The organism is Xanthomonas sp. NCPPB 3761, from assembly GCF_041475705.2.
Taxonomy (GTDB): Bacteria; Pseudomonadota; Gammaproteobacteria; order Xanthomonadales; family Xanthomonadaceae; genus Xanthomonas; species Xanthomonas phaseoli.
On record NZ_CM191262.1, the window covers coordinates 4,050,579 to 4,072,542 of the forward strand.

The 21,964-nt window shown below is 65.6% G+C and carries 21 protein-coding genes and 1 pseudogene; 13 read left to right on the forward strand and 9 right to left on the reverse strand.

Going from position 1 to position 21,964, the window contains the following annotated elements:
* Nucleotides 1–61 precede the first annotated feature (61 nt).
* A complete protein-coding gene (locus tag ACCQ00_RS17530) occupies nucleotides 62–1,195 on the forward strand; it encodes a PilT/PilU family type 4a pilus ATPase (RefSeq protein ID WP_017157249.1) in 1,134 nt (377 codons plus the stop codon).
* Between the two features lie 443 nt (nucleotides 1,196–1,638).
* Here ACCQ00_RS17530 and maiA read toward each other — a convergent pair whose 3' ends face one another.
* Together maiA and ACCQ00_RS17540 are read right to left on the reverse strand one after the other, a co-directional pair.
* Nucleotides 1,639–2,301: a maleylacetoacetate isomerase gene (maiA, locus tag ACCQ00_RS17535; protein WP_039571699.1), complete on the reverse strand. Its 663-nt coding sequence runs from the start codon at nucleotides 2,299–2,301 to the stop codon at nucleotides 1,639–1,641.
* Between the two features lie 31 nt (nucleotides 2,302–2,332).
* Nucleotides 2,333–3,391 carry a fumarylacetoacetate hydrolase family protein gene (locus ACCQ00_RS17540; RefSeq protein WP_180301647.1) on the reverse strand — a complete coding sequence of 353 codons (1,059 nt, stop codon included), beginning with the start codon at nucleotides 3,389–3,391 and terminating at the stop codon, nucleotides 2,333–2,335.
* Between the two features lie 308 nt (nucleotides 3,392–3,699).
* Between ACCQ00_RS17540 and ACCQ00_RS17545 the strand changes: the two genes are divergently transcribed.
* From ACCQ00_RS17545 to ACCQ00_RS17555, 3 genes are all read left to right on the forward strand, one after another.
* On the forward strand, nucleotides 3,700–5,088 hold the full coding sequence (locus ACCQ00_RS17545) for a DEAD/DEAH box helicase (protein ID WP_039571696.1): 1,389 nt from the start codon (nucleotides 3,700–3,702) through the stop codon (nucleotides 5,086–5,088).
* Nucleotides 5,089–5,223: 135 nt separating this feature from the next.
* Nucleotides 5,224–5,577, forward strand: a complete 354-nt coding sequence (queD, locus tag ACCQ00_RS17550) for a 6-carboxytetrahydropterin synthase QueD (protein WP_008576903.1) — start codon at nucleotides 5,224–5,226, stop codon at nucleotides 5,575–5,577.
* Between the two features lie 193 nt (nucleotides 5,578–5,770).
* Nucleotides 5,771–6,106 (forward strand): phasin family protein, encoded by a 336-nt coding sequence (locus ACCQ00_RS17555; RefSeq protein ID WP_017157246.1) that lies wholly within the window; start codon nucleotides 5,771–5,773, stop codon nucleotides 6,104–6,106.
* 115 nt (nucleotides 6,107–6,221) lie between these two features.
* On the opposite strand, the gene bioD is transcribed toward ACCQ00_RS17555, so the two are convergent.
* Nucleotides 6,222–6,896, reverse strand: coding sequence for a dethiobiotin synthase (gene bioD, locus ACCQ00_RS17560; RefSeq protein ID WP_099770642.1), 675 nt, complete (start codon nucleotides 6,894–6,896; stop codon nucleotides 6,222–6,224).
* Between the two features lie 119 nt (nucleotides 6,897–7,015).
* On the opposite strand from bioD, the pseudogene ACCQ00_RS17565 reads away from it, so the two are divergent.
* The 3 genes and pseudogenes from ACCQ00_RS17565 (at nucleotide 7,016) to ACCQ00_RS17575 (ending at nucleotide 8,129) form a co-directional block, all read left to right on the forward strand.
* Nucleotides 7,016–7,242, forward strand: a pseudogene (locus ACCQ00_RS17565) (hypothetical protein).
* Between the two features lie 9 nt (nucleotides 7,243–7,251).
* Nucleotides 7,252–7,734, forward strand: coding sequence for a free L-methionine (R)-S-oxide reductase MsrC (gene msrC / locus ACCQ00_RS17570; RefSeq protein WP_039571296.1), 483 nt, complete (start codon nucleotides 7,252–7,254; stop codon nucleotides 7,732–7,734).
* Entirely contained in the window at nucleotides 7,731–8,129 is a 399-nt protein-coding gene (locus ACCQ00_RS17575) for a TfoX/Sxy family protein (protein WP_039571299.1), read from the forward strand. The genes msrC and ACCQ00_RS17575 overlap by 4 nt, the downstream gene beginning before the upstream one ends.
* A gap of 290 nt (nucleotides 8,130–8,419) precedes the next feature.
* Here ACCQ00_RS17575 and gph read toward each other — a convergent pair whose 3' ends face one another.
* Together gph and dinB are read right to left on the reverse strand one after the other, a co-directional pair.
* On the reverse strand, nucleotides 8,420–9,070 hold the full coding sequence (gene gph / locus ACCQ00_RS17580; protein WP_039571302.1) for a phosphoglycolate phosphatase: 651 nt from the start codon (nucleotides 9,068–9,070) through the stop codon (nucleotides 8,420–8,422).
* Nucleotides 9,071–9,207: 137 nt separating this feature from the next.
* Nucleotides 9,208–10,287: a DNA polymerase IV gene (gene dinB / locus ACCQ00_RS17585; protein WP_039571304.1), complete on the reverse strand. Its 1,080-nt coding sequence runs from the start codon at nucleotides 10,285–10,287 to the stop codon at nucleotides 9,208–9,210.
* A gap of 346 nt (nucleotides 10,288–10,633) precedes the next feature.
* Between dinB and fabA the strand changes: the two genes are divergently transcribed.
* Together fabA and fabB are read left to right on the forward strand one after the other, a co-directional pair.
* Nucleotides 10,634–11,149 carry a 3-hydroxyacyl-[acyl-carrier-protein] dehydratase FabA gene (gene fabA / locus ACCQ00_RS17590; RefSeq protein WP_017174020.1) on the forward strand — a complete coding sequence of 172 codons (516 nt, stop codon included), beginning with the start codon at nucleotides 10,634–10,636 and terminating at the stop codon, nucleotides 11,147–11,149.
* Nucleotides 11,149–12,357, forward strand: coding sequence for a beta-ketoacyl-ACP synthase I (fabB, locus tag ACCQ00_RS17595; RefSeq protein WP_039571305.1), 1,209 nt, complete (start codon nucleotides 11,149–11,151; stop codon nucleotides 12,355–12,357). The genes fabA and fabB overlap by 1 nt, the downstream gene beginning before the upstream one ends.
* A gap of 208 nt (nucleotides 12,358–12,565) precedes the next feature.
* Here the strand turns inward: fabB and ACCQ00_RS17600 are convergent, their stop codons facing one another.
* The 4 genes from ACCQ00_RS17600 to ACCQ00_RS17615 all read right to left on the reverse strand — a co-directional run bounded on the left by ACCQ00_RS17600 (nucleotide 12,566) and on the right by ACCQ00_RS17615 (nucleotide 17,629).
* Nucleotides 12,566–13,222, reverse strand: a complete 657-nt coding sequence (locus ACCQ00_RS17600) for an SH3 domain-containing protein (protein WP_039571309.1) — start codon at nucleotides 13,220–13,222, stop codon at nucleotides 12,566–12,568.
* A gap of 165 nt (nucleotides 13,223–13,387) precedes the next feature.
* Nucleotides 13,388–14,134: an SH3 domain-containing protein gene (locus tag ACCQ00_RS17605; RefSeq protein WP_017158780.1), complete on the reverse strand. Its 747-nt coding sequence runs from the start codon at nucleotides 14,132–14,134 to the stop codon at nucleotides 13,388–13,390.
* A 168-nt stretch (nucleotides 14,135–14,302) separates the two neighbouring features.
* Nucleotides 14,303–16,327, reverse strand: coding sequence for a M3 family metallopeptidase (locus tag ACCQ00_RS17610; RefSeq protein ID WP_039571315.1), 2,025 nt, complete (start codon nucleotides 16,325–16,327; stop codon nucleotides 14,303–14,305).
* Between the two features lie 198 nt (nucleotides 16,328–16,525).
* On the reverse strand, nucleotides 16,526–17,629 hold the full coding sequence (locus ACCQ00_RS17615; protein WP_039571318.1) for a PLP-dependent cysteine synthase family protein: 1,104 nt from the start codon (nucleotides 17,627–17,629) through the stop codon (nucleotides 16,526–16,528).
* Nucleotides 17,630–17,720: 91 nt separating this feature from the next.
* On the opposite strand from ACCQ00_RS17615, the gene ACCQ00_RS17620 reads away from it, so the two are divergent.
* From ACCQ00_RS17620 to gloA, 4 genes are all read left to right on the forward strand, one after another.
* Nucleotides 17,721–18,179 carry a CopL family metal-binding regulatory protein gene (locus tag ACCQ00_RS17620; protein ID WP_017157235.1) on the forward strand — a complete coding sequence of 153 codons (459 nt, stop codon included), beginning with the start codon at nucleotides 17,721–17,723 and terminating at the stop codon, nucleotides 18,177–18,179.
* A gap of 88 nt (nucleotides 18,180–18,267) precedes the next feature.
* A complete protein-coding gene (locus ACCQ00_RS17625; protein ID WP_039571320.1) occupies nucleotides 18,268–20,073 on the forward strand; it encodes a copper resistance system multicopper oxidase in 1,806 nt (601 codons plus the stop codon).
* Entirely contained in the window at nucleotides 20,070–21,179 is a 1,110-nt protein-coding gene (locus ACCQ00_RS17630; protein WP_039571322.1) for a copper resistance protein B, read from the forward strand. The genes ACCQ00_RS17625 and ACCQ00_RS17630 overlap by 4 nt, the downstream gene beginning before the upstream one ends.
* 163 nt (nucleotides 21,180–21,342) lie before the next feature.
* Entirely contained in the window at nucleotides 21,343–21,867 is a 525-nt protein-coding gene (gene gloA / locus ACCQ00_RS17635) for a lactoylglutathione lyase (protein ID WP_017157232.1), read from the forward strand.
* Nucleotides 21,868–21,964 lie beyond the last annotated feature (97 nt).

Genomic DNA, 21,964 nt, shown 5'->3' on the forward strand with positions numbered 1-21,964 from the left:
TGTCGGAAGCCTGCGGCGGACTTGCAACGAGACGCTGCTGTTTGTTGGGGAACCATTGCGCATGGATATCGGCTACTTCCTGAAGCTGATGACCGAAAAGAATGCCTCGGACATGTTCTTGACCACCGGCGCGCCGGTGTACATCAAGATCGAGGGCAAGCTTTACCCGCTCGGCAATACGGGGTTGCCGCCGGGGATGGTCAAGAAAATCGCCTACTCATTGATGGACGAAGGCCAGGTGCCGCAGTTCGAGCGCGAGCTCGAGCTCAACATGGCCATCGCCCTGCCAGACGCCGGCCGCTTCCGCGTGAACGTGTTCAAGCAGCGCGGCGAAGTGGGCATGGTGATTCGCGCCATTCGCAGCCGGATCCCGAGCATCGAAGAGCTCAACCTGCCGCAGGTGCTCAAGGACGTCATCATGACCCCGCGCGGGCTGGTGCTGGTGGTGGGTTCGACCGGTTCGGGCAAGTCGACCTCACTGGCCTCGATGATCGACCACCGCAACAGCACCACCACCGGGCACATCCTCACCATCGAGGACCCGATCGAATACCTGCACAAGCACAAGATGTCGATCGTGAACCAGCGCGAGGTCGGCCTGGACACCCACGCCTTCCAGAGCGCGCTGAAGAACGCCATGCGCGAGGCGCCGGACGTGATCCTGATCGGCGAGATCCTGGATGCCGAAACCATGGAGGCCGCCATTGCGTTCGCCGAAACCGGCCACCTGTGCCTGGCGACGCTGCACTCCAACAATGCCGACCAGACCATCGAGCGCATCCTCAACTTCTTCCCGGAAAGCGCGCACAAGAACGTGCTGATGAACCTGGCGCTGAACCTGCGCGCGGTCATTTCCCAACGTCTGGTCAAGGGCGTGGACGGCCGTCGCCGACCGGCCACCGAAGTGCTGCTCAACACGCCGATGATCCGCGACCTGCTGCGCCGCGGCCAGGTGCACGAGGTCAAGGCAGCGATGGAAGAATCGCTGGAAGAAGGCATGCAGACCTTCGACCAATGCCTGTTCCGGATGGTCAAGACCGGCGAGATCGAGCAGGAAGAAGCGTTGCGCGCGGCCGATTCGCGTGACGGCCTGGCGCTGAAGTTCCGCCTGTCCGAAGGCGGCTCCGGCGAACACGACCCATACGCGGACTACGAAGCGGCCGCGGCACCGAAGATCAGTCACGGGTTCATCTGATCGGTTGGGCGGCGACGACCGGCGACCTTGCGGCGCCGGGGGCTGCTGGATCCTGGTCTTTCAGGGCGGGCTCTGCGGCGCGCTCCTCGATGCGACCCGCGCCCTCATCCGGCGCTGCGCGCCACCTTCTCCCGCTTGCGGGAGAAGGAAGATCGGTGGCCCCGCTTGCGGGAGAAGGGAGAGATCAGCGGCCTCCCGCTTGCTGAGAAGGGAGCGATCGGCGCTCGCACGGTGCTTTTAGGTGCCGGTGCCGACGCTCTCAAACTTACGTTCCGATGTCGCCTTGCGTGGCGCCATCTGCCGGATCAGGTAACTGCCTGCCTGCCCTTCTCTCGCGCCGCGGGAGAAGATGCCCAAGTGCCGCCGAGCGGTTGATTGACCTTCTCCCGTGCCTACGGGAGAAGGGTCCCCGAAGGGCGGATGAGGGCCGCAATCTTTTGCCCTCACGCCACCGCATCCACCTGCATTTCCGGCCGTGCCGCATCGAAGGCCGGCAACTGCAGGCAGGCCTGCTCGATGCGCCGCAGGGTCGGATACGGCGCCAGATCCACCTCGAACCGGTGCGCGTTGTAGAGCTGGGGGATCAGCACGCAATCGGCCAGGCCCGGCGCATCGCCGTGGCAGAAGCGCCCGGTCTGCGCATCGCGCGCCAGCTGTGTTTCCAGTGCCGCAAAGCCACGTTCCATCCAGAGCCGTGTCCACTGCTGGCGTTGCGGAGCCTCCAGTGCGAACTCGCGCTCCAGCACCTGCATGACGCGCAGGTTGTTGAGCGGGTGCACATCGCAGGCGATGAGCTGCGCCAGTGCGCGCACCCGGGCGCGTTCGGCAGGCGCGCGCGGCAGCAACGCCGTGCTATCGGCGAATGCCTCTTCCAGGTACTCCAGAATCGCCAGCGACTGCGCGATCACCACATCGCCATGCCGCAACGTCGGCACCAGTTCCTGCGGATTGAGTTGCGCGTAGGCCGGCGCGTGCTGCTCGCCGCCATCACGCACCAGATGCACCGGGTGGGCGATGTAATCCAGCGCCTTCAACCCAAGACCGATGCGCACGCGATAGGCCGCGCTGGAGCGCCAGTACGAAAACAGCGCCAGGGCCGCGTTCATACGCAACCGCCCGCCGTCGCTGCGCCGCACGTCATGACAGCGGCTGCCGCTCGACGCGCTGCTCGATCGCACCGAAGATGCTGGCGCCACTGGCATCGAACATCTCGATCCGCACCACGTCGCCGAAGGCCATGAACGGCGAGCTCGGCTTGCCGTCGCGCAGGGTCTCGACCACGCGTTGCTCGGCAAAACACGAGGCACCCAAGCTGGTGTCCTGGTTGGCGATGGTGCCCGAGCCGACGATGGTGCCGGCCGACAGCGGACGGGTCTTGGCGGCGTGGGCGATCAGTTGGGCGAAGTCGAACTGCATGTCGTTGCCGGCTTCGGGAGCACCGAACCAGGCGCCGTTGACGTGCGTGACCAGCGGCAGATGCAGCTTGTTGTCGCGCCAGGCATCGTCCAGCTCGTCGAGGGTGACGAACACCGGCGACAGCGCCGAACGCGGCTTGGATTGCACGAAGCCAAAGCCCTTGGCGAGCTCGGCCGGGATCAGGTTGCGCAGCGAGACATCGTTGACCAGCCCCACCAACTGGATGTGCGCAGCTGCCTGCTCGGGCGAGGCGCCCATCGGCACATCGTCGGTGATGACCACAATCTCCGCTTCCAGGTCGATGCCGTAGTCCTCGCTGATCACCTTGATGGCATCGCGCGGGCCATAGAAGCCGGCACTGGTGGCCTGGTACATCAGCGGGTCGGTGTAGAAGCTTTCCGGCACGTCGGCATTGCGGGCGCGGCGCACCCGTTCTACGTGCGGCAGGTAAGCGCTGCCGTCGACGAACTCATAGGCGCGTGGCAACGGCGCGGCCAAGGCGTGCATATCCAGATCGAACACGCCATCGGCACTGCCATCGTTGAGCGAGGCCGACAAGGCATTCAGGCGCGGCGCCACATTGCTCCAGTCCTCCAGCGCGCGCTGCAGGGTCGGCGCAATGCCGGTGGCGCGCACGGCGGTGCGCAGGTCGCGCGAGACCACGACCAGGCTGCCGTCGCGGCCGCCTTCCTTCAGGGAACCTAGCTTCATGACCATCCTGTGCTGTGGCTGATCGGGCGATTGTACGGCCTGCCGCAACAGTGGTTGCACCTGAAACAACTGACCGTGACCACAACCGCGAAACGGCGATTTTGTGCAGCGCGCCAAACGCGAGTACACTTGCCGGGTCTGCATTCGGCCGTCCGTTTCCCTTAGGGACAGCCGGCGAGGCCAGGATCGATCGATCCGCTCGCCCGCCCCACCCGACGCCTTTCGTGGTGCCGACAAACCCATCGCTTCTTGATCGGGTTGATCCACCATCTCGCAGCGCGGTTCACGGGAACGCTCCGAGCCTCACCTTCTTGCATCTGCAATGCGTTTGCGCTCCGGGCTTGGCTTGGCGGCGACGCTTTACTTGGAGCTTCCTGATGTCGTTTGAATCCCTGGGCCTTGCGCCCTTCCTGCTGCGCGCGTTGGCCGAGCAGGGCTACGAAACCCCCACCCCGATCCAGCAGCAGGCGATCCCGTTGGTGCTGGCCGGTCACGACCTGCTGGCCGGCGCGCAGACCGGCACCGGCAAGACCGCCGCCTTCGGCCTGCCGCTGCTGCAGCACCTGGGCACCGCGCCGCAGACCGTCAACGGCCCGCGCAAGCCGCGCGCGCTGATCCTGACCCCCACCCGCGAACTGGCCACCCAGGTACACGACAGCCTGCGCGGCTACAGCAAGTACCTGCGCATCCCCAGCGCGGTGATCTATGGCGGCGTGGGCATGGGCAACCAGCTCGATGCGCTGCGTCGTGGCGTGGACCTGCTGATCGCCTGCCCGGGCCGCCTGATCGACCATATCGAGCGTCGCAGCGTGGACCTGTCCGGCATCGAGGTGCTGATCCTGGACGAAGCCGATCGCATGCTCGACATGGGCTTCTTGCCGTCGATCAAGCGCATCCTGACCAAGCTGCCGCGCCAGGACCGCCAGACCCTGCTGTTCTCGGCAACCTTCGAAGAGAACATCAAGCAGCTGGCGCTGGAGTTCATGCGCAACCCGATGCAGATCCAGGTCACCCCGAGCAACACCGTGGCCGAGAGCATCACCCACCGCGTGCACCCGGTCGACGGCGCGCGCAAGCGCGATCTGCTGCTGCACCTGCTGGCGCAGGACAGCCGCGAGCAGACCCTGGTGTTTGCGCGTACCAAGCACGGCAGCGACAAGCTGGCACTGTTTTTGGAGAAGTCCGGCATCAAGACCGCGGCGATCCATGGCAACAAGAGCCAGGGCCAGCGCATGCGCGCGCTGAGCGACTTCAAGGCCGGCCGCGTGACCGTGCTGGTGGCCACCGATATCGCCGCGCGCGGGATCGATATCGATCAGCTGCCGAAGGTCATCAACTACGACCTGCCGATGGTGGCCGAAGACTACGTGCACCGCATCGGCCGCACCGGCCGTAACGGCTCCACCGGCGAGGCGATCTCGCTGGTGGCGCAGGACGAAGCCAAGCTGCTGCGCCAGATCGTGCGCATGCTGGGCCGCGATGTGGAAATCCGCGACGTGCCGGGCTACGAGCCGCAGACCCCGATCCGCTGGGGCAACAGCGCGCCGGGTCGTGCCGAGCAGCCGGGTGGCGAGCGCGCCCCGCGCAAGAGCCACGCCCGTCGTCCGCACGGCGATGCACCGCGTCAGGCGCATGCGCATGCCGGCCCGAAGAAGCCGGGCAGCCAGCGCAGTGGCGGGCCGCGTCAGGCCAACGCTGGCGCGGGTGCAGGCCGCCGCGATGGTGGACGTGGCGGCAATGGCCGTCCGGCCAACCGCGGCGCCTGAGCGCTGGGTTTGCGCTGAGAACAAGGGCCGCGATGCGGCCCTTGTTCTGTCCGTCCCGGCCTGCCCGGGCTCTTGCGGGATCCTGCACTGCGCAGTCCCGCATCCTTCCCTCTTCCTGCTTGCCGAATCACCATCATGGACATCTTCAAGGTCTTCACCCTGGAAGCCGCCCACCGGCTTCCCAACGTGCCGCCTGGGCATAAATGCGCGCGCCTGCACGGCCATTCGTTTCGCGTCGAGCTGCATGTCAGCGGCGAACCCGGCGCCGAGACCGGCTGGATCATGGATTTCGGCGACATCAAGGCCGCCTTCCAGCCGATCTACGACCGCCTGGACCACCATTACCTCAACGACATCGAAGGGTTGGAAAACCCCACCAGCGAACGCCTGGCGATCTGGATCTGGCAGCAGCTCAAGCCGGCGCTGCCGCAGCTGAGCGAGATCGTGGTGCATGAGACCTGCACTTCCGGCTGCCGCTATCGCGGCTGAGCGGTGGCGCAGCGGAGTGACCTGAAGCCGCCAGCTGGCGGCTTCTGTCGTTTTGGGGGGCTGGCTAATCTATTGATAGAAAAGCGCTTTTCCGGTCATTTGGAAAATCTTCAGGAAACGTGTTGCATCGCAGCAACATCGACGTATGCTGCAACGCAACAAACGGTCACGGCTTTCCCCGAGGGGGTTCGCAATGTCGGCGCAGTTCGAAAACAGCTTCACCAGTCAGTTCGCGTCTGCTGCAGCACGTGCCAACCAGCTGGCGTTGGAGACGCTGGAACGCAACGTCAACGCGACCAGCAGCTTCTTCGGCGAGTTTGCGCAGGCGCGCGACCTGGGCGCCTACCAGACGCTCTGGCCGAAAGGCCTGCAGGTAGCGCGCGACAACCTGGAACGTCTGGCCTCGGTCAACCAGGAAGTAGTCGGGCTGGGACTGAAGATGTCCAGCGAGCTTGGGCAGTTTGCCAAACAGCAGTTCGAAAACGGCAGCGATCAGGCCGGCGCCTCAGGCAAGCCCCGGCGCAAGTAAGACCGCCAATCAAATTCAGCGTCTTTGCATGGGTCCCTCCCCCCGTGCAATCCGGTCCGACAGATCCCTCCCTCTGTCGGGCTTTTTTATTGCCTGCGCAGGCGCGCCGTGCGAGCTAGCGCGGCACCTGCAGCCCGTGTGCCCGGGCGGCAGCGTCGGCGCCCGGTCGCCATGGGATCCGGCCCCAGCACGGCATGGCCAGACGCTGGCGCAGCATGCCGATGTTTTCTTCGATGCGCTCCATCTGCGGATCGATTTCATTGGCGATCCACCCGATGCATTGCAGCCCATCGGCAGCGATGGCCGCGGCAGTGAGCCGCGCGTGGTTGATGCAGCCCAGCCGCACGCCCACCACCAGCACCACCGGCAGCTGCAACGCGCGCACCAGATCGGCTTGATCCAGGGTCGCGCTCAGCGGCGCGGCCCACCCGCCCACGCCCTCCACCACCACCATCTCGGCCTGCGCGCGCAATTGCGCGAATGCGTGCGCGATGGGCTCCAGCGCCAGCGTCACGCCAACATCGGCTGCCGCCAGCTCCGGTGCCAGCGGCGCCGGCAAGGCGTAGGGATTGAGCGTGGCGTAATCGGGCCGAGGATCGCTGGCCGCCTGCAGCGCCAGCGCGTCTTCGTTACGCCAGCCCTGCGGTGTGTGCTCGCAGCCGCTGGCCACCGGCTTCATGCCGATGGCGCGATGGCCGCGTGCGCGCAAGGCGTGCAACAGCGCGGTGCTGCCCATGGTCTTGCCGATGCCGGTATCGGTGCCGGTGACATAAAAAGCTGGATGCTGCATACGCCTGATCCTGCGGCTGCGCCGCCATTGCCGTGAGGGCGCGCAGCATAGCGTGCGCGCTGCGCGTGCGGCTGAGGCCGGTTGATTGGTAGTCGTTTGTCAGCCAGGCTACGCTGCCGATGTGCGCGGTCCTGGTTGCCTGGGCCGATGATGGCGATTCAGCGGTGGAGTCGGTCAGAGCAGGTGCCGATGTGCGCGGTCGGGCGCGCGCGATTCGCGCGGTGTCGGACATGCCGTACCGCTTACGGCGAATTCTGCAGGTGTGTGATGCCGGCGGCTCTGCGGCTGGCAGCGCTTGCGCCTTCCCTTCCCGATCGCAACGACGCTGCAAGACGGCCACTGCTAAACTTTGCCGATGTTCGCCACCTCTTCGCTGACCGGCAGCAAGCCGGAACAATATGCCCAGCTCACCGCCCAGGCCCAGGCACTGGTGCACGGCGAGCCGGACCGGATCGCCAATGCCGCCAACCTGGCCGCACTGATCTTCCATTCGTTGCCATCGCTCAACTGGGCCGGCTTCTACTTCTACGACGGCCGCGAGCTGGTGGTGGGGCCGTTCCAGGGCCTGCCGGCGTGCGTGCGCATTCCGCTGGACAAGGGCGTGTGCGGTGCGGCTGCCAGTACCCGGCAGAGCCAGCGCATTGCCGATGTGGACGCGTTCCCAGGTCATATTGCCTGCGATTCGGCATCGCGCTCGGAGCTGGTGATTCCACTGGTCAAAGACGATGCGCTGGTCGGCGTGCTGGACCTGGACAGCCCGGAGCTGGACCGCTTCGATGCCGACGACCAACGTGGCCTGGAAGCCATTGCGCAACTATTCGTAGACGCGCTGGCGTGACCACCGAGCGAATGCGCAACATCGGGCCCAAAAGCGCGGCTTGGCTGCGTCAGGTCGGGCTGCGCACGCAGCAGGACCTGCAAGCGGTGGGTGCGGTGGTCGCTTTCGTCAAGGTGCGCCGCGCTGGCTTCAAGCCCAGCCTCAATCTGCTGTATTCATTGGAAGGCGCGTTGGCCGATTGCCATTGGCAGGACATACCCGAAGCGCGTCGGCATGCCTTGCTCGCCGAATACGAAGCGGCCAGCGCGCTGCTGCCGGTGCGCGGCCGCGCCGTCGGCGGGCCGGTGGAAACCGTGCACTATGCGCGCGCCGACAATGACGACACGCATGGCGATTCGGATACGGCGGCCGACCTCTACGACGCTGCGGATGCAGAGCGAGTACGCGACGAGTGAGTCGGCCGGCAGCGCTCGGCAATCGGCGGATCGATGCAGCTGGCGCATGCGCGCACTCATGCATGCAGCTTTACGTCGCAAAATGCGTGGCCCGTTTCAGAGCCTGACGCGTAAGATCCTGCGACAAGACACGCACCGGTCGGCAGACGCGGCTCAGCACGGTGTCGCCGGTGCTGGCTGCCAGCGGAACAGGTGGCGGTGAACAGTTATCAGCTTCAGCGCCGACGCCTGAGCATGCGGCCGTCACGCACGCTGCCGCCGCATCGGTTGAGCCATCGTGCGCTCGCAAGTCACCGCAACGCGAGCAGTTCACGCATGTCGTCGACGATGGCCACGGCACCGGCGCGTTGCACATCGAAACCGCGCAGGTAGCCGTAACGCACCATCGCCAGCGGCATGTTGGCGGCGTTTGCGGCGGCGGCATCGGTGGCCGAATCGCCGACCATCAAACACTGTTGCGGGCTGCGCTGGAAGTGACTGGCAAGCTGCAGCAGCGGTGCCGGGTCTGGCTTGCGCTGCGGCAACGAATCGCCCCCGAGCACACGGCTGAAATGCGCGGCGATGCCCAGATGCTCCAGCAGCGGCGCGATAAAACGCGCAGGTTTGTTGGTGCACAAGGCCAGCGTGGCGCCCGCATCGCGCAAGCCGACCAGCGCCTCGGCAACACCTGGGTACAACTGCGGGTCGTGCAGCAGGCTCGCCTGGTAATGGCGCATCATCACCGGCATTTCCGCATCGGCATCGCGCGTGCTGCCGGCTTCGCGCAATGCGGTGGCAAGCAACACCTTGACGCCTTCGCCGATCCAGCTGCGGATCTTGGCTTCGCTGAACTGCTGTAGTCCCAGCTCCTGCAAGGTACCGTTGAGCGCTTCGGCAATATTGGGTGCGCTGTCCACCAGCGTGCCATCCAGGTCGAAGATCACCAGCGGATACGGAAACATTCGGACGGCCTCGTGGATGGGAGAGCCGCAGTGTACGCAGTGCAAGATTCAGCGCACGTCACTGCCAAGCGCCGTGCATTGCTCGCTGCCGGCGCTAGATGCAGCCGCATGCCCACACGCAATGCAGCATGGAACGCTTACTCCAACGGCGGCATCTGGCCGAACAACTGCCCCTGCACCGCGCCCTCCTCGATATCGCTGAAACCGCTCAAACCCACGCCGACCAGGCGATAGCGCGTCTGCGCGGGCAGCTCCACGCGGCGGGTCAATGCCAGGGCGATCTGCGCAAGCGCCTCCTGCGAGGTAGGCGGCTGCTCGGGCGTGTAGGACCGCGTCAGGATGCGAAAATTCGAGGTCTTCAATTTCAGCACCACCGTGCGCCCGATGCGTTCGGTGCGGCGCGTGGCGAGCCAGGTTTTTTCGGCCAGCCGCAGGATGTGCGGATCCAGTGCATCAAGCGCCAGATCTTCGCTGAAGGTGTCTTCCGAGGACACCGATTGCACTTCCTGATCCGGCTCGACCGGGCGCTCGTCGATACCGCGCGCGCGGCGATACAGGCTCTGACCGAAACTGCCGAAATGCGCCTGCAATTCTTCCAAAGGCCGCTGGCGCAGATCGGCCACGGTGACAATGCCCAGTGCCGCCAACTTGCCATCCATCACCTTGCCTACGCCGGGAATGCGATTGACCTTGAGCGGCAGCAGAAAAGCGTCCACGCGACTGGGCGCAATCACGAACTGGCCATCGGGCTTGCGCCAATCCGACGCGATCTTGGCCAGGAACTTGTTCGGCGCGATGCCGGCCGATGCGGTGAGCTGGGTTTCTTCGCGGATCTGCGTACGGATCAACTGCGCGACCTCTGTCGCCAGCTGCATGCCGGTTTTGGCGTGCGTGACGTCCAGATATGCCTCGTCCAGCGACAACGGCTCCACCAAGTCGGTATGACGATGGAAAATCTCGCGCACTTGCCGCGACACCGCCTTGTAGCGTGCAAAATCCGGCGGCACGAAGATCGCGTCCGGGCACAGGCGCTCGGCCCGCACGGCCGGCATCGCCGAGCGAATACCGAAGGTCCGCGCTTCGTAGGAGGCCGCGCACACCACCGAGCGCGCGCCGCGCCAGGCCACCACCACCGGCTTGCCGCGCAGGCCAGGGTCGTCACGCTGTTCCACGGACGCGTAGAACGCGTCCATGTCCACGTGCACGATCTTGCGCATCAAGCGGGGTTCTCTGTCGCAGGCTGATGCTCATGATAAGCCAGCGCCGTCTCACACCTTGCGTCCAGAGACATCACCGCGCATCGGCGAAGCGAGCACGAGCGCGCACTGAATACCAAGGTCACGCAGCCGACGACAGCGCCTGCAAGGCCGACCACGCAGGCCTGCCACGCACGTGCCGACGGCAGGCCTGAGCGGCGTGATTTCACATGCAGCAGCGCATCTGCGCACTGCGCAATCAGCGAAACACAGCACGCATGCGTACGGATAAAACGTTTGATTGAACCGCGCGACCTCATGCACCCTTGCCCGCCTCGCCTCTCGCTCCTTGCAGGAAACGTTCGTCATGATTCGTCAAAGTACGTACTCGCGCGACCAGTTGCTGGCCAGCGCGCGTGGGGAATTGTTTGCGCCCGACAGCGGCCGTCTGCCCAACGATCCGATGCTGATGTTCGACCGCATCACCGAGATCAGCGACGCCGGCGGTGCACATGGCAAGGGGCTGATTCGTGCCGAACTGGATATTCGCCCGGACTTGTGGTTTTTCGGCTGCCACTTCATCGGCGACCCGGTGATGCCAGGCTGCCTGGGCCTGGATGCGATGTGGCAGCTGACCGGCTTTTTCCTGACCTGGATCGGCGCGCCGGGCCGTGGTCGCGCGTTGGGCTGCGGCGAGGTCAAGTTCACCGGCCAGGTGCTGCCCAGCGCCACGCTGGTGCGCTACGAGATCGATGTCAGCCGCGTCATCAACCGCAAGCTGGTGATGGCGCAGACCGATGCACGCATGCTGGTGGATGGGCGCGAGATCTACACCGCCAAGGATCTGCGTGTGGGCATGTTCACTTCAACGGAGAATTTCTGATGCGTCGCGTCGTCATTACCGGCATGGGCATCACCTCATGCCTGGGCAACGATCTGGACACCGTTTCCAGCGCACTGCGCGAGAGCCGCTCCGGTATCACCGCGCTACCCGATCACGCCGAAGCAGGCCTGCGTAGCCAGGTCGGCGGCGCGGTAGCGCTGGATCTGGACAGCCTGATCGACCGCAAGCTCAAGCGCTTCATGGGCGATGCCTCGGCCTATGCATACCTGGCAATGCGCGAGGCGATCGTCGATGCGGGCCTGGATGCCGAGCAGGTCAGCGGCCTGCGTACCGGCGTGATTGCCGGCTCCGGTGGCGGCTCCAGCCAATGGCAGGTGGAAACCGCCGATCTGCTGCGCAATCGTGGCGTGCGCAAGGTGGGCCCGTACATGGTGCCGCGCACGATGTGTTCGTCGGTGTCCGCATCACTGGCCACCGCGTTCAAGATGCGCGGGCTGAGCTACTCGCTGTCGGCCGCGTGCGCGACTTCTGCGCACTGCATCGGTGCGGCGGCAGATCTGATCCGGCATGGCGCGCAGGACGTGATGTTCGCCGGTGGCGGCGAAGAACTGCACTGGACCATGAGCGTGATGTTCGATGCGATGGGTGCGCTGTCCACCGGTTTCAATGATCGCCCCGCCGTGGCCTCGCGCCCGTACGATGCGCAGCGCGATGGCTTCGTCATCGGCAGCGGCGGCGGCATGCTGGTGCTGGAAGACTACGACCACGCCATCGCACGCGGTGCGCGCATCCATGCCGAACTGCTCGGCTATGGCGTGACCTCCGACGGTGCCGACATGGTCGCGCCCAGCGGCGAAGGCGCCGTGCGCTGCATGCACATTGCCATGCAGGGGCTGGATCGCCCGATCGATTACCTCAACACGCATGGCACCTCCACGCCGTTGGGCGATGTCACCGAACTGGGCGCGGTGCGCGAGGTCTTCGGCGACAACGTGCCGTCGCTGTCGTCGACCAAGGGGCTCTCCGGGCACTCGCTGGGTGCGGCCAGCGTGCACGAGGCGATCTACAGCCTGCTGATGCTGCGCGATGGCTTCATGGCCGGCTCGGCGCATATCGACGAACTCGACCCGCGTGCCGAAGGCTTTCCCATCCTGCGGCAGACACAGGACGCGACCTTGAACACGGTGATGTCCAACAGCTTCGGCTTTGGTGGCACCAACGCGGCACTGGTGTTCGGCCGGGTGTGACGGCGGCCCGTCATCGCCACCGCACGGCGTGTGGCGGCGATGACGACAACGCAGTACCAACTGGCGCAATGACAGCCATGGCCTGGTGTTCAGGCTGCTCGGACGGTGGGCCACTGCGGCACGCACATGGTGCGCGATGGACGCCCGGCACATGCCGTGTCCCAGGCGTATGTGTTCCGGCAGCCTAGCGGTCGTCCCGGGCACGAGACTATCGGCCGCGCATCCTGTGTTCGTATTCGGCACGAGACTCTCGCTCCCGAATCGCTGCGTCGTAATCCCTCTGTGCGCCGGAGATACAACTCTGCACATCACTGGACTGACGTCCAGAACGTTCGCATCTTTTTATCTTATCGTCCCGCCTGTCGCGGTCTAGCCGATTGAACGCGGCGCGATCAATCTCGGCCGTCTCACGTTTGATGCGCTCGTTCTCTAAACGTATGTGCTCGTTGCGACGGGGCTCCATCATCTCCCGGCTCAGGGAATCGCCGGGCGAATGCTGGCGCCAGAGCACACGTTCGCTTTCGACGGTCCATTCCCGGCCCCGATAATGCGCGTCCCAATACGCATCCAGCGCGAACGTGACCTTCGGGACCAACCTTGTCACTGCACCACGACCGGACACGATTGCCTGCGCCGGTATCCAGCAGCGCGCATCGGGCCCGCGCACATCGCACCACCTGCCGCCCTCCAGGCAGCCATAGACGGTGACCGGATTGCCGGCCTTGACCTCGCCCACCAGCCGGTATTCATCGCCCGGGCCGGCGCGCAGACGGGCCAGGCTGTCGACGTGCCCGGTTTGCTGCGCCGCGACCGGCGTGGCCATTGCGATCAACACCATCAAGCTCAGTGACTGAATTGCCGGCATTGCACTCTCCTTGACGTGCCGACTCCCTGCGCAGCCGGCCGCTGCAGTGATCGCACTGCTGCGCTTGGAACTTGAGTCGGCCTGCCTCACTGCGCGGCGAACGCGGCGCCGCTATGCCACCGCAATCCGTCGATGCTGGCTGCACTACCACCGAGGAGCGGCCGGCTAGCGATCGTCACGGGCACGAGACTCTCGCTCCCGAATCGCGGCGTCGTACTCTCGCTGCGCGCCGGAGAGACAACTCGTAGCGCTACTGTCCTGGCTTTGTGCGCTATTGCACCTGCTCCGAACCGAGTCGTAGTAATCCCGTTTTGCACTGAGGACGCAATCCTGTACGGCATCGCCTCCGCCTCCTGCGCGTTTGCACCCGTTGATCCTATCGTCCCGCGTGTTGCGGTCCAGCCGACTCAGCTCGAAACTTGTTTTCTCGCGCCATTGCCGTTCGGTGCGTTCGTTCTCTGAACGTGTGTCGTCCTTCAGACGCTTGGCGATGGTGGGCTCGCCCACCGACGGGCCATTACCAGGTGCCATCAGGTCCAGGCTCAGGGATTCGCCGGGCACATGCGCGCGCCAGAGCGCACGTTCGCTTTCGGCAGTCCATTCGCGGCCACGATAATGGGCGTCCCAGTACGCATCCAGAGCAAACGTGACCTTCGGGACCAGTGTCGTCACGCCGCCACGACCGGACCCGATTGCCTGTGCACGCATCCAGCCGCGTCCATCGGACCCGCGCACATCGCACCAACTGCCGTTCTCCAGGCAGCCATACACGGTGACCGGATTGCCGGCATGGGCTTCGCCCACCAGCCGGTATTCATCACCCGGCCCGGCACGCAGACGGGCAAGGCTGTTGACGTGACCGGCTTGCTGCGCCGCAAGCGGCGCGGCCACCACCATCAGCAACCACGCCACCTTCCATGCACGAACTCGCCGCATTGCCTGCTCCTTCCGAGTGACGATCCAGTCGCGCGATCGCCTCCCAGCAACGCGCGCGCCGGATTCCTTGATAAGACAGCCCGGCTGAATGCATTGCAAAAGCAGCGCCCGTTTCCATGCGGCTGCTGGCAGATAGACTGCGCCTTATCCGGCCATGCCGTTATGTCGCAGCAGCGCATCGATGGTCGGGGCGCGACCGCGAAAAGCGCGGAAGTTCTCCGCCGCCGGACGACTGCCGCCACGCGCAAGCACCTCGGCGCGGAAGCGTGCGCCGGTCTGCTCCAGTTGGTCCGGCGCTTCTTCGAATGCGGCGTAAGCATCGGCGCTGAGCACTTCGGCCCACTTGTAGCTGTAATAGCCGGCCGCATAGCCGCCGGCAAAAATATGGCTGAACTGATGCGGGAAGCGATTCCATGCCGGCGGCCGATTGACCGCCACTTCGTCGCGCACGCGCTCGATCACGTGCAGCACGCTGTCCTGTGACGGGTCGTAGGTGCTGTGCAGTTGCATGTCGAACAAGGCAAATTCCAGCTGACGCACGGTGAACATGCCGCTCTGGAAATTGCGCGCCGCCAGCAGGCGGTCGAACAGGTTACGCGGCAACGGTTCGCCGGTCTGCACGTGCGCGGTCATCGCCTGCACCCGCTCCCATTCCCAGCAGAAGTTTTCCATGAACTGGCTGGGCAGCTCCACCGCGTCCCATTCCACGCCATTGATGCCGGCCACGCCCAGCTCGCCAACGCGCGTGAGCAACTGATGCAGGCCGTGGCCCATTTCATGGAACAGCGTGGTGACTTCGCCGTGGCGGAAGGTGGCCGGTGCATCGCCGCTGCCGCGGCCGAAGTTGCACACCAGATACACCAGCGGCGTCTGCACGCCGTTGGCGGTGTTGCGGCGATTGCGGCAATCGTCCATCCACGCGCCGCCGCGTTTGCCTTCGCGCGCGTACAAGTCCAGATAGAACTGGCCAACCAGGGCGCCTTGCGCATCTTCCAACCGGTAAAACCGCACATCCGGGTGCCACACCGGCGCGCTGTCGGGTTTGACGGTGAGCCCGTACAAGCGATGGATCACATCGAACAGGCCGGCCAGCACCTTCGGCTCGGTGAAATACTGCTTCACCTCCTGCTCGGAAAAGCTGTAACGCGCCTGCTTGAGTTTTTCCGAGGCATAGGCCAGATCCCAGGCCTGCAGTTCATCCAGACCCAACGCGTCGCGCGCAAAGGCTTCCAGTTCGGCGCGGTCACGCTGTGCATGCGGCCTGGCACGCGCGGCCAGGTCGCGCAGGAAGCCCATCACCTCGTCGGGGCTCTGCGCCATCTTGGTGGCAACCGAATAGTCGGCGTAACTGGCAAAGCCGAGCAGCTGTGCCAACTCGGCGCGCAGGGCCAGGATGCGATCGATGTTGGCGCTGTTGTCCAGCGCGGCATCGCCGAATTCGGACGCGCGCTCGGCATTGGCGCGATACAGCCGCGCGCGCAGGTCGCGGCTGTCGGCATCGCTCTGCACCGGCAGATAGCACGGCATCTGCAAGGTGAATTTCCAGCCCGGCACGCCATCCTTTTCGGCCGCCGCGCGCGCGGCGGCAATCACTTCGGCCGGCAGCCCCGACAGCTGGGTGTGGTCTTCGGTCAGGTACGACCACGCATCGGTGGCGTCGAGCACGTTCTGAGAAAACCTGGCTGCCAACGCCGAGAGTTCTTCCTGGATCTGCGCAAACCGCGCCTTGGCGGCATCATCGAGTTCGGCACCGCCCAAGCGGAAATCGCGTAGCGCATTGTCCAGCACCTTGCGACGCGCCTCATCGAAGTGTGCAGCTTCCGGCGATTGCGCCAGTGCCTTGTATTGCGCATACAACGCCAGATTCTGCGCCAGCGCGCTGCCGAAGCGGCTCACCTTGGGCAGATTGCTGTTGTAGGCCTCGCGCAGCTCGGGCGTGTTGACCACCGCCTGCAGATGCCCCACCTGCCCCCAGGCACGCCATAGCCGCTCGGTGGCATCGTCCAGCGGCGTGACGAAGCTGTCCCAGCGCACCGGGCTGACCTGCTCGGCTGCCTTCACCGCCGCCTCGGCCTCGGCGAGCAACTGGTCGATCGCCGGGCCCACGTGGTCGGGGCGGATCGCATCGAAGGACGGCAGTCCGGACAGATCGAGCAGCGGGTTGGTCATGGAGCGCTCCGGCAATGGACTGGATGAGTGGATTCAAAGATCGGCAAACGTGGCAGGCACACCGTGGCGCGCAACCGTCAGCAGGGTGAGCCCGCCACCGAGGCACGGTGCCCGCCTGTACCTGCCGACTGCGGACACCGAACGCACCGGCGTGGCGGTGGGCGCAGCGCCTTGGTGCCTACGTCCTGGATATGGCGATCATTCCAGCGCCGCACAAGGCAGGGCAGGCAGATCGCCGCCGTTCACGGCCAGCGCAATGGCGGCATCGCTGTCGCTGACATCGATCGCGCGCGCCTCGTACCAGCCCGGGTCGTAATAACTGTGCGCGTAGCGTTCGCCGGCATCGCACAGGATGGTGACGATGGAGCCCTGCCGGCCTTCGTCGCGCATGCGCCGGGCAGCCTGCAGCACGCCGACGAAGTTGGTGCCGGTGGAGCCGCCGACGCGGCGGCCCAGCGTGGCGCTGACGTGGCGCATCGCCGCCAGGCTCAGCGCATCGGGCACCTTGATCATCACATCCACGCAGCTGGCGATGAAGCTCGATTCCACCCGCGGGCGGCCGATGCCTTCGATGCGCGAGCCGCCGGTGATGGCCAGCTCCTTGGGGCATTGGCCGTCCACCGCGCGGCAATAGCCGTCGAAGAACACCGACACTTCCGGGTCGGCGCACAGGATGCGGGTGGCATGGCGCCGATAGCGCACATAGCGGCCCAAGGTGGCGCTGGTACCGCCGGTGCCGGGGCTGCACACGATCCAGTCCGGGATCGGGTGCGGCTCTTCGGCCAGTTGCTTGAAGATCGATTCGGCGATGTTGTTGTTGGCGCGCCAGTCGGTGGCACGCTCGGCGTAGGTGAACTGGTCCATGAAGTGCCCGCCGGTCTCGCGTGCGAGCTGGTGCGAGGCGCTGTCCAGATCGCAGGCGCGCTCGACCAGGTGGCAGCGGCCGCCCTGGAATTCGATCGCGGCGATCTTCTCCGGCGAGGTCGAGGCCGGCATCACCGCGATGAAGGGCACGCCGAGCAAACGCGCGAAATACGCTTCGGAGATGGCCGTGGAGCCACTGGACGCCTCGATCACCGGGCGCCCGGCGCGCAGCCAGCCATTGGTCAGCGCGTACAGAAACAGCGAGCGCGCCAGGCGGTGCTTGAGGCTACCGGTCGGGTGGCTGGACTCGTCCTTGAAGTACAGGTCGATACCCGGATAGCCCGGCAGTTCCATCGGAATCAGATGGGTGTCGGCCGAACGATTGAAATCGGCCTCGATCTTCTGGATGGCGGCGGCCACCCACTGGCGCTGCGACATGGCAGGACTTGGCTGCAAAAGTAGCCTTGATTCTACCGCCCTCGCCTGCCCGCCTACGCAGCCCGTGCATCCGGCGGACAGCCGGGGGCCGATGCTATGCTCGCTGCACCTGTCACTGCCTCGACTGTCCGTGCTGCATCGCCTGCTCCGCCTGCTGCTGTGCCTGTGCCTGGTTGCCAATACGGCCACCGGCGCGTGGGCGTCGGTGGGCATGGCCATGCCGGCAATAACGACGGGCGCGATGCCTGCCGCGGCCATGGCAGCAGGCACCGCCACCACCACGCACAGCGAGTCACCGGCAGCGCTGCCATGCCATCAGGCCATGCCTCCGCCCACTGCCATGCAGTTGCACGACAAGGCCACGCATGCGCACGCGCCCGACTGCTGCAAGCTGGGCAGCTGCGATTGCCTGCAGCACGCCAGCCTCGCCTTGTTGACCTTGCCCGGCGTCGCCGCGGGCCTGCCCGGCCACCCGGCGTTGCCGGACACCTTGACCGAGGGGCGCGGCAGCCCGCTGCCCGACCAACCGGTACGACCTCCCATCGCCTGAGCGCCGACGGCCCTGCCTTGGCCGTCCTCGGCCCTGCGCGTGCTTGCGCGGGATCTCTTACGTTGTGCGCTGCGCCCATCTCTTGCCGATGGAGCGCACAGGAGATGTCATGTCTTTCGCTCCCTCGTTTTCCCACGGCTCAACCGCCAGCGGCCTGAGCCGGCGCCGTTTCGTTCAGGGACTGGCCCTGGGCGGCGTCGCTGCCGCCAGCGGCCTGTGGCGCAACGATGCGCGCGCCGCCGCCCAGGCCAACCCGCCGGTGCTGCGCGGAAGCAGCCAGTCGCTGCAGATCGGCCGCCTGCCGGTGAACTTCACCGGCCGCCCCCGCTCCGCAATCACGGTCAACCAGAGCCTGCCGGCGCCCACCCTGCGCTGGCGCGAGGGCGACACGGTAAGCGTGCGCGTACGTAACGCGCTGACCGACCAACCCACGTCGGTGCATTGGCATGGCCTGTTGCTGCCGGCCAATATGGACGGTGTGCCGGGCATGAGTTTCGACGGCATCGCGCCGGGCCAGGAGTATCACTACCGCTTTGCGCTGCGCCAGTCCGGCACCTACTGGTACCACAGCCATTCGATGTTTCAGGAGCAGTCCGGGCTGTATGGCGCCATCGTCATCGACCCGCTGACGCCGCCACCGTACCGGCACGATCGCGAACATGTGGTGCTGCTCTCGGACTGGACCGATCTGGACCCGGCCGCCCTGTTCCGCCGGCTCAAGCAGATGCCCAGCCACGACAACTACGCACAGCGCACCGTCGGCGATTTTCTACGCGATGCGCGAGAAGACGGCCTGCGCGCCACCCTGGCCGACCGCGGCATGTGGGGGCGCATGCGCATGACCCCGACCGACCTGTCCGACGTCAACGCCAACACCTATACCTACCTGCTCAACGGCGTCGCCCCGGCCGGCAACTGGACCGGGTTGTTCAAGCCAGGCGAAAAGGTGTTGCTGCGCTTCATCAACGGCGCGTCGATGACCTACTTCGACATCCGTATTCCTGGCCTGCGCATGACCGTGGTGGCCGCCGACGGGCAGTACGTGCATCCGGTCAGCGTGGACGAACTGCGCATCGCCGCGGCCGAGACCTTCGACGTGATTGTCGAACCGCTCGGCCAGGATGCGTTTACGTTGTTCGCGCAGGACATGGGCCGCACCGGCTTTGCCTGCGGCACGCTGGCAGTGCAACCCGGCTTGCAGGCGCCGATTCCCGCACTGGATCGGCGCGCCATCCTGACCATGCAGGACATGGGGCATGGCGAGGGGATGCACCACGCGCTGCCCGCAATGCACGGCGTGCCCGGGATGCTGGCGGCGCATGGGATGCACACCATGCACTCGCACGACGATGCCCAGGCGCCCGACAAGGCGCCGCATCATCCGGCCAGCGAAACCGGCAACCCGCTGATCGACATGCGCAGCAATGCTACCGCACCGCGCCTGGACGACCCCGGCGTGGGCCTGCGCGACAACGGCCGCCGCGTGCTGTGCTACGCCGATCTGCATAGCCTGTTCGAGGATCCGGATGGGCGCGAACCCGCGCGCGACATCGAGTTGCATCTGACCGGGCACATGGAAAAGTTCGCCTGGTCCTTCGATGGCATCGCGTTCGCTTCCGCACAGCCCTTGCGGCTGCAATACAGCGAGCGGCTGCGCATCGTGCTGGTCAACGACACCATGATGCAGCACCCCATCCACCTGCATGGCATGTGGAGCGACCTGGAAGATGCGCGCGGCAACTTCCAGGTACGCAAGCACACCATCGACATGCCGCCGGGCACCCGCCGCACCTACCGCGTGCGTGCCGATGCGCTCGGCCGCTGGGCGTATCACTGTCATCTGCTGTACCACATGGAAGCGGGGATGATGCGCGAAGTGCGGGTGGAGGCATGAGCCGCTTTCGCACAACAGCCTGGTTGGCTGCTGCGTTCCTGGCGAGCGCATCTGCGGTTGCACAGGAGCATCAGCACGTTGCAATGGAGGACGCACCGCAGGACATGCAGGACCAGGCGATGCAAATGACCGATGGCGCGCATACGAGCCCTGCGTCATCTCAGGCCGCCCACATGGACCACGCTTACATGTCGCACGCTGACATGGGCACTGGCGCCATGGACGATGAATCGATGAAGCATGGGTCCATGGGCGATGGATCCATGGACGCTGCGGCCACGCACCACCAAGCGGTGGATCACGCTTCGATGGATCACTCGAAGATGCACCACACACAGCCCACACACCCTGCACAACCTCCTGCATCACCCACCGGGACACCCAATCACCCACTTCCACGCGACCCCATTCCCCCACCCACGGCGGACGACATCGCCGCTGCATTCGCACCATTGCACACGCATGCGATGCACTCGGCAGGGATCAACCACTATGTCCTGCTCGATCGGCTGGAGGCTTACAACACCGATCGCGGTAGCGGCCAGGCCTGGGAGTCACGTGCATGGATCGGCGGCGACATCGACCGGCTCTGGCTGCGCAGCGAGGGCGAACGACACGACGGACGCACCGAATCCGGCTCGCTGGAAGCGTTCTATGGCCACGCCATGTCGCCATGGTGGGATCTGCTTGTGGGCGCGCGCCAGGACATCGGCGCAGGCGCACATCGCAGCTGGGCGGCTTTCGGCGTGCAAGGCCTGGCGCCCTACAAGTTCGAAACCGAAGCAACGCTGTATGTAGGCACTGGCAGCCGCGCGGCGTTGCGGCTGGAAGGCGAATACGAGGTCCTGCTGACCAACCGCCTGATCCTGCAGCCGCGTGTGGAAGCCGACATCGCGCTCACCGACGACAACCGCCGCGGCATTGGCAGCGGCCTGGAAGAGGTGGAACTTGGCTTGCGCCTGCGCTACGAGATCACCCGCCGCTTCGCGCCGTACATCGGCTGGGTACACAGCCGCAGCTTTGGCGATAGCGCACAGCGCGCCGCGATGGACGCTACCCCCGCACGCGACAGCCGCTTCGTTGCCGGTGTACGCGTGTGGTTTTGAGACAGTGGCATCGTGCACGGGCAGCTGCAGGTGGCGCCCTCCGTCAACGCCGGCGCATTCAAGCCGCTGCCATTGGCCCATGACACGCCGACAACCCTGCCCTGGCTAACATCGCCCATTCGCGCAACACGCCGCATCCGCAATTCACACTCAGGAGACCGCCATGCCTTTGAACGATCTGCAACACGTACCAGGCGCCAATGCAGCGCCCGCCGACACGCACGGCTTCGTGTTCAACCACACCATGTTGCGCGTCAAGGACGCAGCACGTTCGCTGGATTTCTATACGCGCGTCCTGGGCTTCCGCCTGCTCGACGCACGCGATTTTGCCGACGCAAAATTCAGCCTGTATTTTCTCGCGCTGCTGCCCGAAGGCACGGCCATTCCCGATGACGACGCACAGCGTCGCCTGTGGATGGCCGGCATCCCCGGCGTGCTCGAACTCACCCACAACCACGGCACCGAAACCCAGGACGGCCCGGTCTACCACGACGGCAACAGCGACCCGCGCGGCTTCGGCCATATCTGCATTTCGGTGCCGGATATCCATGCTGCCTGCGTACGCTTCGACAGCCTCAACGTGCCATATCAAAAACGACTGGAAGACGGCCGCATGAAGCACCTGGCCTTCATCAAGGACCCGGACGGCTACTGGGTGGAGATCATTTCCAACACGCCGCTGGCGTAAGTTCGCCGCCCAGCGGCAAGCTGGCCGTCGACGGGCACGGCAATGGCAACCGGCGGATGCGCAGGCCGAACGCAGCGCATCCGCGACGTCAAAGCCC